The 14,198-nt window shown below is 63.7% G+C and carries 16 protein-coding genes and 1 riboswitch; of the genes, 12 read left to right on the top strand and 4 right to left on the bottom strand.

Annotated features, from left to right (window positions below; all coding sequences use genetic code 11):
- Nucleotides 1–2: 2 nt before the first annotated feature.
- From dnaK to ACUXUR_RS10060, 10 genes are all read left to right on the top strand, one after another.
- Entirely contained in the window at nt 3–1,922 is a 1,920-nt protein-coding gene (gene dnaK, locus ACUXUR_RS10105; RefSeq protein WP_445502224.1) for a molecular chaperone DnaK, read from the top strand.
- Between the two features lie 186 nt (nt 1,923–2,108).
- The gene (dnaJ, locus tag ACUXUR_RS10100) at nt 2,109–3,248 is read left to right on the top strand and encodes a molecular chaperone DnaJ (RefSeq protein ID WP_445502223.1); all 1,140 of its coding nucleotides are present in this window, start codon (nt 2,109–2,111) and stop codon (nt 3,246–3,248) included.
- A gap of 66 nt (nt 3,249–3,314) precedes the next feature.
- Complete coding sequence (locus ACUXUR_RS10095; protein WP_445502222.1) at nt 3,315–3,938, top strand: class I SAM-dependent methyltransferase; 624 nt, start codon at nt 3,315–3,317, stop codon at nt 3,936–3,938.
- Between the two features lie 8 nt (nt 3,939–3,946).
- Nucleotides 3,947–4,675 (top strand): orotidine-5'-phosphate decarboxylase, encoded by a 729-nt coding sequence (pyrF, locus tag ACUXUR_RS10090; RefSeq protein ID WP_445502221.1) that lies wholly within the window; start codon nt 3,947–3,949, stop codon nt 4,673–4,675.
- Between the two features lie 53 nt (nt 4,676–4,728).
- Nucleotides 4,729–5,016, top strand: a complete 288-nt coding sequence (locus ACUXUR_RS10085) for a DUF1330 domain-containing protein (RefSeq protein WP_445502220.1) — start codon at nt 4,729–4,731, stop codon at nt 5,014–5,016.
- Nucleotides 5,017–5,020: 4 nt separating this feature from the next.
- Entirely contained in the window at nt 5,021–5,326 is a 306-nt protein-coding gene (locus tag ACUXUR_RS10080; protein WP_445502219.1) for a DUF1330 domain-containing protein, read from the top strand.
- Between the two features lie 176 nt (nt 5,327–5,502).
- Nucleotides 5,503–6,309 carry a 4-hydroxy-tetrahydrodipicolinate reductase gene (gene dapB / locus ACUXUR_RS10075; protein WP_445502371.1) on the top strand — a complete coding sequence of 269 codons (807 nt, stop codon included), beginning with the start codon at nt 5,503–5,505 and terminating at the stop codon, nt 6,307–6,309.
- A gap of 38 nt (nt 6,310–6,347) precedes the next feature.
- Nucleotides 6,348–6,968 (top strand): 2,3-bisphosphoglycerate-dependent phosphoglycerate mutase, encoded by a 621-nt coding sequence (locus ACUXUR_RS10070; protein ID WP_445502218.1) that lies wholly within the window; start codon nt 6,348–6,350, stop codon nt 6,966–6,968.
- 21 nt (nt 6,969–6,989) lie between these two features.
- Entirely contained in the window at nt 6,990–7,121 is a 132-nt protein-coding gene (locus tag ACUXUR_RS10065) for a hypothetical protein (RefSeq protein ID WP_445502217.1), read from the top strand.
- Between the two features lie 24 nt (nt 7,122–7,145).
- Nucleotides 7,146–7,766, top strand: coding sequence for an alpha-ketoglutarate-dependent dioxygenase AlkB family protein (locus ACUXUR_RS10060; RefSeq protein WP_445502216.1), 621 nt, complete (start codon nt 7,146–7,148; stop codon nt 7,764–7,766).
- Here the strand turns inward: ACUXUR_RS10060 and ACUXUR_RS10055 are convergent.
- A complete protein-coding gene (locus ACUXUR_RS10055; RefSeq protein ID WP_445502215.1) occupies nt 7,763–7,927 on the bottom strand; it encodes a hypothetical protein in 165 nt (54 codons plus the stop codon). The genes ACUXUR_RS10060 and ACUXUR_RS10055 overlap by 4 nt on opposite strands.
- A gap of 9 nt (nt 7,928–7,936) precedes the next feature.
- Between ACUXUR_RS10055 and ACUXUR_RS10050 the strand changes: the two genes are divergently transcribed.
- Nucleotides 7,937–8,875: a hypothetical protein gene (locus ACUXUR_RS10050; RefSeq protein WP_445502214.1), complete on the top strand. Its 939-nt coding sequence runs from the start codon at nt 7,937–7,939 to the stop codon at nt 8,873–8,875.
- Nucleotides 8,876–8,880: 5 nt separating this feature from the next.
- Here ACUXUR_RS10050 and ACUXUR_RS10045 read toward each other — a convergent pair whose 3' ends face one another.
- The 3 genes from ACUXUR_RS10045 to ACUXUR_RS10035 are packed head-to-tail and all read right to left on the bottom strand — an operon-like array spanning nt 8,881 to nt 12,951.
- Nucleotides 8,881–9,516 (bottom strand): trimeric intracellular cation channel family protein, encoded by a 636-nt coding sequence (locus ACUXUR_RS10045; protein WP_445502213.1) that lies wholly within the window; start codon nt 9,514–9,516, stop codon nt 8,881–8,883.
- Complete coding sequence (gene grpE, locus ACUXUR_RS10040; protein ID WP_445502212.1) at nt 9,517–10,140, bottom strand: nucleotide exchange factor GrpE; 624 nt, start codon at nt 10,138–10,140, stop codon at nt 9,517–9,519.
- A 60-nt stretch (nt 10,141–10,200) separates the two neighbouring features.
- Nucleotides 10,201–12,951, bottom strand: coding sequence for a [protein-PII] uridylyltransferase (locus ACUXUR_RS10035; RefSeq protein ID WP_445502211.1), 2,751 nt, complete (start codon nt 12,949–12,951; stop codon nt 10,201–10,203).
- Between the two features lie 140 nt (nt 12,952–13,091).
- Nucleotides 13,092–13,169: riboswitch (SAM riboswitch) on the top strand.
- Between the two features lie 43 nt (nt 13,170–13,212).
- Here ACUXUR_RS10035 and ACUXUR_RS10030 point away from each other — a divergent pair.
- Nucleotides 13,213–14,181, top strand: coding sequence for an aliphatic sulfonate ABC transporter substrate-binding protein (locus tag ACUXUR_RS10030; protein ID WP_445502210.1), 969 nt, complete (start codon nt 13,213–13,215; stop codon nt 14,179–14,181).
- Nucleotides 14,182–14,198: the final 17 nt, after the last annotated feature.

Below are 14,198 nucleotides of genomic sequence, written 5' to 3'. Positions count from 1 at the left end.
CCATGGGTAAGGTCATCGGTATCGACCTCGGCACCACCAATTCCTGCGTCGCTGTCATGGAAGGCACGACGCCCAAAGTTATCGAAAACGCGGAAGGCACCCGGACGACTCCGTCCATCGTCGCCTTCACCGATGAGGGCGAGCGCCTCGTCGGCCAGCCGGCCAAGCGCCAGGCGGTCACGAACCCGTCGCGGACCTTCTTTGCCATCAAGCGCCTGATCGGGCGCACCTTCGACGACCCCATGACCAAGAAGGACATGGGCCTCGTTCCGTATCACATCATCAAGGGTCCGAACGGCGACGCCTGGGTCGAAGCCGACGGCAAGCAATATTCGCCGTCGCAGATTTCCGCCTTCACCCTGCAGAAGATGAAGGAAACCGCGGAAGCCTATCTCGGCCAGCCGGTGACGCAGGCCGTCATCACGGTTCCCGCCTATTTCAACGACGCCCAGCGCCAGGCCACCAAGGACGCGGGCAAGATCGCCGGCCTTGAGGTTCTGCGCATCATCAACGAGCCGACCGCTGCGGCGCTGGCCTACGGCCTCGACAAGAAGCAGTCCGGCATGATTGCGGTCTACGACCTCGGCGGCGGCACCTTCGACGTGTCGATCCTCGAGATCGGCGACGGCGTGTTCGAGGTGAAGTCCACCAACGGCGATACCTTCCTCGGCGGTGAAGACTTCGACATGCGCCTCGTCGAGTACCTCGCGGCCGAGTTCAAGAAGGAGCAGGGCATCGACCTCACCAAGGACAAGCTCGCCCTTCAGCGCCTGAAGGAAGCCGCCGAAAAGGCGAAGATCGAGCTGTCCTCGGCCTCCCAGACCGAAATCAACCTGCCCTACATCACGGCGGATGCGTCCGGTCCGAAGCACCTCGCCCTCAAGCTCTCGCGCGCCAAGTTCGAGCAGCTCGTGGACGATCTCGTGCAGAAGACCATCGAGCCCTGCCGCAAGGCCCTCAAGGATGCTGGCATCTCCGCCGGCGACATCGACGAGGTGGTCCTGGTCGGCGGCATGACCCGCATGCCGAAGATCCAGGAAGTGGTGAAGAACTTCTTCGGCAAGGAGCCCCACAAGGGCGTGAACCCGGATGAGGTCGTGGCCATCGGCGCGGCGATCCAGGCGGGCGTGCTCCAGGGCGACGTGAAGGACGTTCTGCTCCTCGACGTGACCCCGCTTTCGCTCGGCATCGAGACGCTCGGCGGCGTGTTCACCCGCCTGATCGAGCGCAACACCACGATCCCGACGAAGAAGAGCCAAGTCTTCTCGACCGCGGAAGACAACCAGAATGCGGTGACCATCCGCGTCTTCCAGGGCGAGCGCGAAATGGCGGCGGACAACAAGCTGCTCGGCCAGTTCGATCTCGTGGGCATTCCGCCTGCACCGCGCGGCGTGCCGCAGATCGAAGTGACCTTCGATATCGACGCGAACGGCATCGTGAACGTCACGGCGAAGGACAAGGCCACCGGCAAGGAGCACCAGATCCGCATCCAGGCCTCGGGCGGTCTGTCGGATGCCGACATCGAGAAGATGGTGAAGGACGCCGAGGCTCACGCCGAGGAAGACAAGAAGCGTCGCGAAGTCGTCGAGGCGAAGAACCAGGGCGAAAGCCTTGTCCACGCCACCGAGAAGTCGCTCACCGAGTACGGCGACAAGGTCTCCGAGTCGGACAAGCAGGGCATCCAGACCGCCATCGATGCGCTCAAGCAGGCTCTTGCCGGTGAGGACGCTGAAGTCATCAAGGCCCGCACCACAGACCTGATGCAGGCTTCCATGAAGCTGGGTGAGGCCATGTACGCGGCTCAAGCCAACGCTGGCGAAGGCGGCGAGCAGGCATCGAGCGGCGAAGAGACCAAGAAGGACGACGTCATCGATGCCGACTTCCAGGAAGTCGACGAGGGTGACAAGAAGAAGCGCGCTTAAAACGATGCGCACGTCTTAAGAGAATTCGGCACCCGGTTTCATGGCCGGGTGCCGTTTTCGTGAAACGGCTTGAAACAACAATGACCGATCCATCGACCCATCATCACGATGCTGCAGGCCGCTTCGAGCGCCGGAATCTGATCGGCAATATGACGGAGCGCTTGTGTGCTCCCAGGGGCGCCTGACATGTCCAAGCGCGATTACTACGACGTTCTCGGCGTTACGAGGACCGCGACCGAAGCGGAGATGAAATCCGCTTTCCGCAAGCTCGCGATGCAGTATCACCCGGACCGCAACCCGGGCGACCACGAGGCCGAGGTCAAGTTCAAGGAAATCAACGAGGCCTACCAGACCCTCTCCGACGCGCAGAAGCGCGCGGCTTACGACCGCTACGGCCATGCGGCCTTCGCCAATGGCGGCGGCGCGGGTCCGGGCTTCGGCGGCGATTTCTCCGACTTCATGTCGGACATCTTCGAAAACTTCTTCGGCGATGCGGGCGGACGCGGCCGAGGCCGCGGAACGGGCGGCCGCGAGCGTGGCGCGGACATGCGCTACAATCTCGAAATCACCCTCGACGATGCGTTCCATGGCAAGACCGCCGAGCTGAAGATTCCCACCTCCATCACCTGCGAGGCCTGCTCAGGCACCGGTGCGAAGCCGGGCTCGAAGCCGAAGACCTGCCCCACCTGCGGCGGAGCGGGCCGCGTACGGGCCACTCAAGGGTTCTTCTCCATCGAGCGGACCTGCCCGAACTGCCATGGGCGCGGCGAGGTGATCGACGATCCGTGCGCGGCTTGCGGCGGCGCGGGCCGTGTCACGCGCGAGCGCACGCTCTCGGTCAACATCCCGGCCGGCGTCGAAGATGGAACGCGCATTCGCCTGGCGGGCGAAGGCGAGGCGGGCCTGCGCGGCGGCCCTGCGGGCGACCTCTACATTTTCCTCTCCATCAAGCCGCATCCGTTCTTCCAGCGCGACGGCGCGGACCTGTTCTGCCGCGTGCCGATCTCCATGGTGACGGCAGCGCTCGGCGGCGAGTTCAGCGTGCCGACCCTGGGCGGCTCCGAGGCTCTCGTGAAGGTTCCCGAAGGCACTCAGACCGGCAAGCAGTTCCGCCTGAGGGGCAAGGGCATGCCGGTGCTGCGCTCGCGCGATGTGGGCGATCTCTACATCCAGGTTGTTGTGGAAACCCCGCAGAAACTCACCAAGCGCCAGCGCGAGCTTCTCGAGGAGTTCGACAGGGAATGCTCGAAGGAGAACCACCCGGAAAGCTCAGGCTTCTTCTCGCGCTTCCGCGAGTTCCTCGATGGGCTTGGCGGATCAAGCTAACTTGACGCTGCTTTCCTTTGAGTTCTAAACAACCCTTGTGATCCGCCCGCTTGAGGGGTCTTCCCAGTGCTTCAGTCGTCCCAACGGCCCACGACCCGGAAACTCCCCTTCAAGAAGGACCGCTTTCAGGACGAAGCCCGGTTCCTGCGCTCCTGGCTCGAACGACCGCTTGTCGTCGGCGCCGTGACGCCCTCGGGCAAGATCCTGGCGCGGACCATGGCCTCCTACGTCGATCCCCGCATTCCGGGGCCCGTCATCGAGCTGGGCCCCGGCACGGGTCCGGTGACCGACGCCCTGATCCGGCGCGGCGTGGAGCAGGAGCGACTGATCCTCGTCGAGTTCAATCCCGAATTCTGCCAGCTCCTGAAGCGCCGCTTCCCCAAGGCGACGATCATCCAGGGCGACGCCTACGATCTCAAGGAAACATTGTCCGGCATCCTCAACCAGCCTGCGGCCGCCACCGTGTCGAGCCTGCCGCTCTTCACCAAGCCGATGGACCAGCGCCTGGATCTTCTCGAGGCCGCGCAGGCGCTGATGCATCCGAACGCGCCCTTCATTCAGTTCACCTATGCCGTCGTGCCGCCGATTCCGGCGCGTTCGCAAGCGTATAAGGCCAGAGCCTCCAATCGCATCTGGCGCAACCTGCCCCCTGCCCGCGTCTGGGTCTACAACAAGGTCAATCATCCATGAGCAACAGCGTGTCTCCTTCCACGAATCCCGTTTCAGGGGGAGACATTCGCGACAGGCTCATCATTGGCCTCGATGTCGGAAGCGTCGAGGAAGCACGGTCCATCGTCACGCGCATCGGCGATGCGGGCACCTTCTACAAGATCGGCTATCAGCTCGCTTATGCCGGCGGCTTTGAATTCGCGCGCGAGCTGATCGGCCAGGGCAAGAAGATCTTTCTCGATCTCAAGCTGCACGACATCGGCAACACGGTGGAAGAAGGCGTGCGCTCCATCGCACGCATGGGCGTTACGTTCCTCACGGTGCACGCCTATCCGCAGACCATGCGCGCCGCCGTTGCCGGAAAGGCAGGATCGAATCTGAAGATCCTCGCCGTCACGGTGCTCACGTCTTACGACGATAACGACCTCCTCGAGGCGGGCTATGCGCCCGTGTCGGCCGCGGAACTCGTTGCCCGCCGAGCCGGTCAGGCACGCGACATCGGCATTGACGGCATCGTCTGCGCGGCCACGGAAGCCGCGCACGTGCGCTCCATCGTGGGACCTGATCGCCTTGTCGTCACCCCCGGCATTCGCCCGGCGGGGGCAGAAGCAGGCGACCAGAAGCGCATCGTCACGCCGGGCGACGCCATCCGCAACGGCGCCACGCATCTCGTGGTCGCGCGCCCCATCGTGAAGGCCACCGACCCGCGCGCGGCGACTGAAGCCATAATCAAGGAAATGAGCGAAGCCATCGCTTGACGCATCGCGTCTCCTGGCTTTCGCTGCCCCACCCCAACAAAGAGGACCGCTCCATGCCCAAAGGCTATGTCATCGCCCGCGTCACCGTCACCAATCCGGAGGCCTATGCCGAATATGCGAAGGGTGCGACGGAGGCGATCAAGCAATATGGCGGACGCCCGCTGGTGCGCGGCGGAGCCTACGAAGCACTGGAGGGTGAGGCTCGTCCCCGCAACGTGGTGATCGAATTCGATTCCGTCGAGCAGGCCCGAACCTATTACAACTCTCCTGAATATCAGGCGGCGAAGGCCAAGCGCGAGGGCGCATGCGTCGCCGAGTTCGTGTTGGTGGAAGGAGCCTAAAGCGATGCCGAAGGGTTATTGGATCGGCCGGGTCGACGTTTCGAACCCGGATGCCTATCAGAATTATGTGAAGGCCAATGCCGTGCCGTTCGCCAAGTTCGGAGCCCGCTTCCTGGTCCGCGGCGGCGGCTACCGCGTGGCGGAGGGCGAGGCGCGCGCCCGCAACGTGGTGATCGAGTTCCCGACCTTTGAGGCGGCTCTGGCCTGCTGGGACTCGCCCGAGTACCAGGCCGCAAAAGCCGAGCGGGACGGTCATGCGGTGGCCGACATCATCATCATCGAGGGTTATGAGGGCCCGCAGCCGGGTTGAGATCTCTCACGTCATCACCGGCCTTGTGCCGGTGATCTCGATTACCTGAAGCGCCACGCTCTCATGAATCGGGATGGCCGGAACAAGTCCGGCCATGACGACAAAGGGCATTCTCGAAGATGGCTTAAGCCGCTATATGCCTTGCGCAGGCAAATAGGAGAACGAGCATGAGCGAAATGCGACTTGTCGTGGTCGGAGCGGCCGGGCGCATGGGGCGCATGCTCATCAAGACCGTGGCCGAGACGGAAGGCTGCCGCCTCGTCGGGGCCATCGAGCGCGAGGGCTCCCATGCGCTCGGCCAGGATGCGGGGGCGCTTGCCGGCCTCTCCCCGCTCGGCGTCAGCGTGACGGCCGATCCCCTCCCCGTCTTCGCCAAGGCCGACGGCGTTCTCGACTTCACGTCGCCGGCCGCCAGCGTGTCCTTTGCCGGCCTCGCCGCCCAGGCGCGCATCGTGCATGTGATCGGCACCACCGGCCTGCAGGACGACGATTTCACCAAGCTCGAAGCCGCCGCCCGGCACGCGCGCATCATCCAGTCCGGCAACATGTCGATGGGCGTGAACCTGCTCGCAGGCCTCGTGCGGAAGGTCGCTGCGACGCTGGGCGAAGACTTCGATGTCGAGATCCTCGAAATGCATCACCGCATGAAGGTGGATGCCCCCTCCGGCACGGCGCTTCTCCTCGGCGAGGCGGCTGCCGAAGGCCGGAAAGTTTCCCTGAAGGAGCGCTCGGTGCGCAGCCGCGACGGGCATACCGGCGCACGCAATGCCGGCGATATCGGCTTTGCAACCCTGCGCGGCGGCTCGGTCGTCGGCGATCATACGGTGATCTTCGCAGGCACCGGCGAGCGCCTGGAGCTGTCGCACCGGGCCGAGGATCGCAGCATCTTCGCCCGCGGCGCGGTAAAGGCCGCGCTCTGGGGCTTCGACAAGAAGCCCGGGCTTTACACCATTGCCGATGTGCTTGGCCTCAAAGATCTCTAAGACACCACCCACCACGAGATTACGGAGACGCTAAAGAGATGGATCGCCTTCTTGTGCTTGCCCGCCATGGCCAGAGCGAATGGAACCTCAAGAATCTGTTCACCGGCTGGAAGGATCCGGGCCTGACCGATCTCGGCATCGAGGAGGCGCGCAATGCCGGCCGTCGCCTCAAGGAGATGGGCGTGCAGTTCGATGTCGCCTTCACCTCCGACCTGTCGCGCGCTCAAGCCACCTGCAAGCTGATCCTGGAAGAGATCGGCCAGCCGGATCTGAAGACCTTTGCCGACCAGGCGCTCAACGAGCGCGATTACGGCGATCTCTCCGGCCTCAACAAGGACGATGCCCGCAAGCGCTGGGGCGAGGATCAGGTCCACATCTGGCGCCGCTCCTACGACGTGCCCCCGCCCGGCGGCGAGAGTCTGAAGGACACGGTGGCCCGCGTGCTGCCCTATTACATCCGCGAGATCCTGCCCCGCGTGATGCGCGGCGAGCGTGTGCTCGTGGCAGCCCACGGCAATTCCCTCCGTGCCCTCGTGATGGTGCTCGACGGCCTGACCGCCAAGACGATCCCCAGCCTCGAACTCGCGACCGGTATTCCGCTGGTCTACAAGCTCAATGGTGACACCACCGTCGCCGATAAGAAGGTGTTGGAAGCTTAACGGCGACCTGTCGATGGCATCATGGCCGCATTCGTTTTCTCACGTCATGGCATTTCCAACGTCATGGCCGGGCTTGACCCGGCCATGACGTTTTGGGAATCGCAGCGGCTTGAAGACGTGGATCCCCGGCACAAGGCCGGGGATGACGAGTGAGGCTGCATCCTTCAAAGTCGTCCCATGACTGCCATCACCCTGAGCCCCGGCCTCACCTACTACCCGGATTACCTGGACCGCCCTGCGCAGGAGCAGCTTCTCGAAGCCTTGCGCGAGATTACAAGGGCTGCTCCCCTCTTCACGCCGCGCATGCCGCGCACGGGCAAGCCCTTCTCGGTGCGCATGACCAATTGCGGGCGTCTCGGCTGGGTCTCGGATGTCGAGGGCTACCGCTATCAGCCCACCCATCCCGAGACCGGCCAGCCCTGGCCTGCCATGCCCGATCAGGTGCTCAAGGCCTGGGACGAGGTGAGCGGCTATCCGCACCCGCCCGATGCCTGCCTGATCAACTTCTACGAGCCCACGGCGCGCATGGGGATGCACCAGGACAAGGACGAGGAGGAGTTCGACGCTCCCGTCGTCTCACTGTCCCTGGGTGATACCGCCCTGTTTCGCTATGGCGGGCTGGAGCGCAAGGATCCAACCCGCTCCATCCGGCTCAAATCCGGCGACGCAATCGTGTTCGGAGGGCCGGCGCGCCTGATCCATCATGGAATCGACCGGCTGATCCCTCACTCCTCGGACCTGCTGTCGCATGCGGGACGGCTCAATCTCACCTTGCGCAAAGTGGAAAAGCCGCTTTAGCGCATCGTGCGGACCCGCAGGGCCACGTCAGTGAAAAGTGGACCCGGTTTTCCGCTCAAAACGATGCGCTTATCAAAGGAAGCGAGCATCAGATCGATCCCAAAAGTGGTTTCCACTTTTGGGTCTGATGCTCTAGCCTGATAACCATCAAGAACGCTCAAGGGGCCTCCATGAAAGCTCTTGTCGCCACCGCATTCGGTCTAGTTCTGTCCGCCCAGGCGGCTTCCGCCGCCGAGCCCGTTTTCCCGCCCGCCTCGCGAATCGGACTTGTTCCGCCGCAGGACATGGCCTTGTCCAAGCGCTTCAGCGGTTTCGAGAACGAGGAGCGGGCCGCTGTGATCACCTTCGCGGAAATGCCGCCCCAGGCCTTCAATCAGCTCTCCTCCGGGCTCACCAAGGAAGTGCTGAAGAAGCAGGGCCTGGACGTGAAGTCCCGCGAGGATGTGAAGCTCGGCTCCAAGAATGCCATTCTCGTCAGCGGCACCATGACCAGGCCAGAGATGGGTCGCAAATGGCTCCTCGTGGTCAAGGATGACGCCATGACCGGCCTCGTGGTGGCCCAGGTCCACGGCGGCCAGGACGGCTACAGCGATTCGCAGATTCGCGATGCCCTCAAAAGCGTCGCCCTGCGCCGTGACGTGTCGCTCGACGAGCAGGTCTCCGCCCTGCCCTTCCGTCTCGGCGAGAAGGCCGGTTTCAGGCCGGTGCGGGTGATGGCCGGCAATTCCGTGCTGTTCACCGACGGTCCGAAGGACACGATCAAGTCCGTGGAGCAGCCGATCATGATCCTGGCGGCCTCCCTCCAGCCCCCGCCGCCTCCCGGCGAGCGGCGCAAGCAATTCGCCCAGGCCGCCCTCTATTCGAACCAGGTGCTGAAAGACATCCGCATCGAGCGCTCGGAATCCTTCCGCCTGAAGGGTCAGGACTGGCATGAGATCGTCGCCCGTGCGGTCGAGGCGGAATCGGGCCAGCCTATCGTCGTGATGCAGTCGATCCGCTTCGACGGCGACCGTTACGTGCGCATGGTCGGCCTCACGCGCGAAGAGCAGCGGGATCAGAACCTGCCGCGCTTCCGCGCCATCGCCGACGGGATCGAGACGAACTTTTGAGAACACTACCCCCGGCTTGGGAAGGTCGGGAGAGACCATCCGCGCAGGATGGCCAGTGCCCGCAATCCGAAGGCGGCGGTAAAACCTGCTGCCATGCTTAAGGAGAGCGGGAGGCCGATGGCCTGCAGGGTGACGGCAACGGCGGCACCCAGGGCTGCCGCCGTGACATAGATTTCCTGCCGCAGGACGAGCGGCGTGATGCCTGCGAAGATATCGCGGATGATGCCGCCGAAGGTGGCCGTGATCGTGCCGAGCGCAATGGCGGACAGGGCCGGGACGCCGGCGGCCAGAGCCTTGACCGTGCCGGTGATGGCAAAGAGTGCGAGCCCCAGGGCATCCGCCCAAAGGAGCACGCGGCCGCGCCGCCCGCCCTCCAAGGCGGCGACACGCTTCGGGCCGAGGGCGAAGACGGTCTCGGCCACGATCAGGCAGACCAGCACATCGGAGGGATCGCCCACCCAGAAGACGGGCCGTATGCCGATAAGCAGGTCCCGCACGGTCCCGCCGCCCACGCCTGTGAGAGTGGCAAGAAGGGCAAAGCCGAACGGGTCCATGCCCTTGCGGGCCGCCATCAACGCGCCCGTGAGCGCGAAGACGGCGACGCCGATGGCTTCAAAAGGAATGTGCTGGAGAAGGTTCACTTAAGAGGCAGAGGAAGGATTCTCGGCGGCCTCGGAGCCCGCGCCGTTGGCCGGGGCCTTGGGGCCGCCCTTTGCCACGCCGACAAGAGCCGGACGCAGCACGCGGTCGCCGATCACATAACCGGACTGGACCACCTGCACGACCGTGCCGCTCGGCACATCAGGATTCGGCACCTCGAACATGGCCTGATGGACGTTCGGATCGAACTTCTGGCCCTGAGGGTCGAGCTTCTTCACGCCGTGGCGCTCCAGGGTCTTGAGAAGGTCGCGCTCAGTGAGATCAATGCCCTCGATGAGGCCCTTGAAGGCGCCCTCGGCGGAGGCCCTCGCATCCTCCGGAACGCTCTCGATGGCGCGGCGGACGTTATCGGCCACGTTCAGCATGTCGCGGGCGAAATTGGCCACCGCATAGGTGCGGGCATCGGCCATCTCGCGCTCGGTGCGGCGGCGCAGGTTCTCCATGTCCGCCATGAGGCGCAGGAGCTTGTCCTTCAGATCGGCCTTTTCAGCCTCGAGAACGGCCACCGGGTCAGCCTGGGGCGCAGCCGCAGCCTCGGTCTCGGCGCCATTGGCGGGCTCGGCCTGGGGATTCATGTTTTGGTTTTCCGTATCGTTCGGATTCATGGTCGATCAACTGGTATAGGGAAAGGGTCAGGGCACATATCAGGTCGAAGCGCTCACAAATCAAGCGCTCCGCTTCTGGGGCTGCTCCGCTTCCTCGGTCTTGAACACATCGAGCAGGGTCCGGCGAATCGTGGCCTGGCGGCCGGCATGGGTCACCTTGGTGCCCGTCAGATCCGTCACATAGAACACGTCCACCGCCTTCTCGCCGAAGGTCACGATATGGGCGGAGGCGATGTTGAGGTTGAGCTTTCCGAGCGCCGTCGTGAGATCGTAGAGCAGGCCCGGCCTGTCGAGCCCGGAGATCTCGATGACGGTCTGGCGGCTCGACAGAGAGTTGTCGATGATGACTTCGGGCGGCACGTTGAAGGCCCGTGAAGGAGGCTTGGACGGCCGCTTGCTCTCCACGAGATCGGCAATCTTCACCTCTCCCTTCAGCGCCCGCTCGATGGCCTTGGCCACACGCTCCGCGCGGCGCAGCTCGTCCTCATCCCGATCGAAGGCGCGCGAGAGTACGATAGTGTCGAGCGCCATGCCGTCCGTGGTCGTGAAGATCTGCGCATCCACGATGTTGCCGCCCGCCGCCGCGCAGGCGCCGGTGACGATGGCGAGCAGACGCGGATGGTCGGGCGAGAGGACCGTCAGTTCGGTGACACCGCGGAAGTGATCGGTTTCGTAGCAGGTGGTGACCGTGCGTCCATCTCTCTCGGCGGCGCGCACGAAATGCGCCTGCTTCACGCGCCGCTCATCATCAGTCTTCAGCCAATAGGCCGGCGTGTGGCGCGCCGCATATTGCTCGAATTCCGCGTCCGACCAATCAGGAAGCGCTGTGCGCAGCTGTTCCTGCGCAAAGCGCACGCGATCCGAGCGCGCGACATCCGCCGCGCCACCGCCGAGCAGCACTTCGGTTTCGTAATAGAGCGTGCGCAGCAGTTGGCCCTTCCAGCCCGTCCATGTGCCGGGGCCTACGGCCTTGATGTCCGCGATCGTGAGCACGAGAAGAAGCTTCAACCGCTCCATGGTCTGCACCACATCGGCGAAGCTCTTGATGGTGGAGGGGTCCGACAGATCGCGGCTCTGCGCCGTGTTCGACATGAGCAGGTGATGCTCGACAAGCCACGCCACGGTATCCGTTTCCGCATCCGTCAACCCGAAGCGCGGGCCGAGCTTGCGCGCGATTGCGGCGCCCGCAGTCGAATGATCCTCCGGGCGCCCCTTGGCGATATCGTGCAGGAACACGGCGACATAGAGTGCGCGGCGGTTCTTGATCGTACTGAAAATCTGATGGGCGAGCGGATGCTCGCCGCCGAGCTGACCCGCCTCGATTTCCGTGAGCACACCGATGGAGCGGATGAGATGCTCGTCCACCGTATAGTGATGATACATGTTGAACTGCATCATCGCGACGATGCGGCCGAAATCGGGAATGAAGCGGCCGAGCACGCCCGCCTCGTTCATGTGTCTTAAAACCACCTCCGGAGCATTCTTGGAGGTGATGATGTCGAGGAAGAGCTTGTTCGCCTCGGGGTCGCGGCGGAGGTTCTGCCCGATGAGCTTCAACGAACGCGTGGCAAGCCGCGTGGCGTCGGGATGAATGGCCAGATTATGCTTGTCCGCCAGCCAGAACAGGCGGATCAGGTTGACGGGATCGCGTCCGAACACATCCTCGTTCTTCACGTTGATGCGGTTATTGTCGATGATGAAGTCGTTCCCCGCGAGCGCGCCGCCACGGCGACGGCGGAAGCGTCCGAGCATCCGATCGAGCATGGGCCGCTTCTTCGTCTGGCGTGCCTCGAGCTCCGCGCAGACGATGGCGGTCAGGTCACCCACGTCCTTGGCGATGAGGAAGTAAGCCTTCATGAAGCGCTCGACCGAGGACAAGCCGCTGCGCGGCGTGAAACCGATGCGCTCGGCGATGACGCGCTGCAGGTCGAAGGTGAGGCGCTCCTCGGCGCGACCGGTTGCGAAATGCATATGGCAGCGCACGCGCCACAGAAACTCCTCGCAGCGCTGGAAGAGCTTGAACTCCTCGGGCGTGAAGAGGCCCGCCTTCACGAGCTCCTTCGGCTTCTTCACCTGATAGACGTATTTGCCGATCCAGAAGAGCGTGTTGAGGTCGCGAAGCCCACCCTTGCCGTCCTTCACGTTGGGCTCGACGAGGTAACGCGACGCCCCGGCCTTCGCCACGCGCGCATCGCGTTCCTTCAGTTTCGCGTCCACGAATTCCGCGGCGGATGTCGCGACGATCTCCTTGTCGAAGCGCTGCACGAGATCGTCGAATAAGGCTTTGTCGCCAAAGAGGAAGCGAGCTTCGAGGAGCGCCGTGCGGATCGTCATGTCGGCTCTGGACTCGCGAATGCAGTCCTCCACCGAGCGGGTGGCGTGACCGACCTTGAGCTTGAGGTCCCACAGCACATAGAGGATTCCCTCGACGACACTCTCGCTCCATGCGGTCTGCTTGTAGGGAAGGAGAAAAAGCAGATCGACATCCGAGCCCGGCGCCAGCGTTCCGCGTCCGTAGCCGCCGGTCGCCACTACGGCGATGCGCTCGCCCGATGACGGGTTCTCGGCAGGATAGAGGTGCCGCACCACCGCGTCGTGCACGAGCTGGACCAGATCGTCCATATGCGTCGAGAGATACTTGGCGCAGACAAGGCCGTCCTGGGCATCGAGAAGCTGCTGCTCCCCCCTCGCCCTTCCCTCTTCAAGGTAGAGCTTGAGTTCGGGCACGAGCCTGGCCCGCAACTCCCCCGCATCGCGGAGCGGCTTGTCGCCGAGAGCCGTCAGGATAGCATCAGGGGTCTGGAGCGGCATGGAACAACCATCGTCGAAACTCGTTCTGGCTTATCACTCCCGAGGCCTCCCCCCAAGGGAGGACTCGACTTATCCGGTAAGACGGATAGAGTGTTCTTTATATGAAATTTCGTTTGACTGGAAAAACTAATCGTTCCATAAAAAGAACACGCGCCGATTTGAGCATGCAGCTTGCGGGCGCGAAACAAGTACAGCTAAAGCGCCGGGCGCCTTGAGAACCACAGGTTCAAGCTCCCATGCGCCAAACATGGGATGAAAGACATGAGCCTGACACGCCGCCTCCTCCTCGCCGCCTCCCTTGCGACCGGCCTGACCTCCTTCGCCACCGGCGCCTTCGCGCAGGTCAAGGAGATCAAAATCGATTTCGCCACCTACAATCCGGTGAGCCTCGTCCTGAAGGACAAAGGATTCCTGGAAAAGGAACTGGAGAAGGACGGCATCACCGTCCGCTGGGTGCAGTCGCTCGGCTCCAACAAGGCCCTTGAGTTCCTCAATGCCGGCTCCATCGATTTCGGCTCCACCGCAGGCGCCGCCGCCCTGATCGCCAAGATCAACGGCAATCCGATCAAATCGATCTACGTCTATTCCCGCCCCGAATGGACCGCCCTCGTCACCCGCAAGGACACGGGCATCACCAAGGTCGAGGACCTGAAGGGCAAGCGCATCGCCGTCACCCGCGGCACCGATCCGCACATCTTCCTGGTGCGCGCCCTGCAGGAAGCCAAGCTCACCGAGAAGGACGTGAAGCTCGTTCTGCTTCAGCATCCCGATGGCCGCACGGCTCTCGAGCGCGGCGACGTGGATGCCTGGGCTGGTCTCGACCCGATGATGGCGGCTGCTGAAGAAGAAAGCGGCGCGAAGCTCTTCTATCGCAACGCGGGTGCCAACACCTGGGGTGTGCTGAACGTGTCGGAGGCTTTCGCGAAGGACAATCCGGCTCTCGTGAGCCGCGTGCTGAAGGCCTACGAAGAAGCCCGCCAATATGCTCTCGCCAACCCGCAGGAGCTGAAGAAGACTCTCGTCACCTACACCAAGCTTCCGGAGGCGGTGATCGAGCGTCAGCTGCAGCGCACGGAACTCACGCATTCCACCATCGGCCAGCCGCAGGCTGACACGATCATCGCCGCGGGCCTTGCCCTGCAGCAGGCCGGAGTGGTGCCCGCCGACACGAATGTGCAGGCGACCGTCGATGCTCTCATCGACCGCCGCTTCGCCACAGCGGCTCGCTAATGACTTCATCACGGGAG

The organism is Microvirga medicaginis, from assembly GCF_052658925.1.
The sequence above is the reverse complement of the archived record's forward strand: the minus strand, read 5'-3'. Positions and strand labels throughout refer to the sequence as shown.